Here is a 400-nt window from a genome sequence, read left to right on the forward strand (position 1 = left end):
AGCTCGGCGGGATTCGCCGGATCGAACAGCAGCACCAGATGGAAATTGCCGTCCCCGACATGACCCATCAGCGGCGCCATCAGGCCGGTGTGCGCGATTTCGGCCTTGATCGCGGCGATGCAGGCAGGCAGTTGCGACAGCGGCACGCAGACATCGGTCGACAACCCCTTGATGCCCGGCCGCAGCGCCCGCGCCGCATAAAGGGCGTCATGGCGGATGGGCCCCAGCCGCGCGGTGTCGTCGGGCGTCGTAGCCAGTTCGACCCGCACCGCCCCGGCATCCTGCGCCAGATCCTGAAACAGGGCGATGTCATGGGCGACCGCCGGGGCAGAGCCGGTGATTTCCACCCACAGCGTCGGGCCGACCGGCACATCGGTGCCGCAATAGCCGTTGATCGCCA

The 400-nt window shown here is 68.0% G+C and carries 1 protein-coding gene; it reads right to left on the minus strand.

All coding sequences use genetic code 11. The annotated features are described in order from the left end of the window. The coding region (locus G3I71_RS53145) for an FAD-linked oxidase C-terminal domain-containing protein (protein ID WP_275409473.1) at nucleotides 1-400 on the minus strand (400 nt) is incomplete at both ends.

Origin of the sequence: Streptomyces sp. SID12501 (assembly GCF_010550245.1) — a bacterium.
GTDB lineage: Bacteria > Actinomycetota > Actinomycetes > Streptomycetales > Streptomycetaceae > Streptomyces.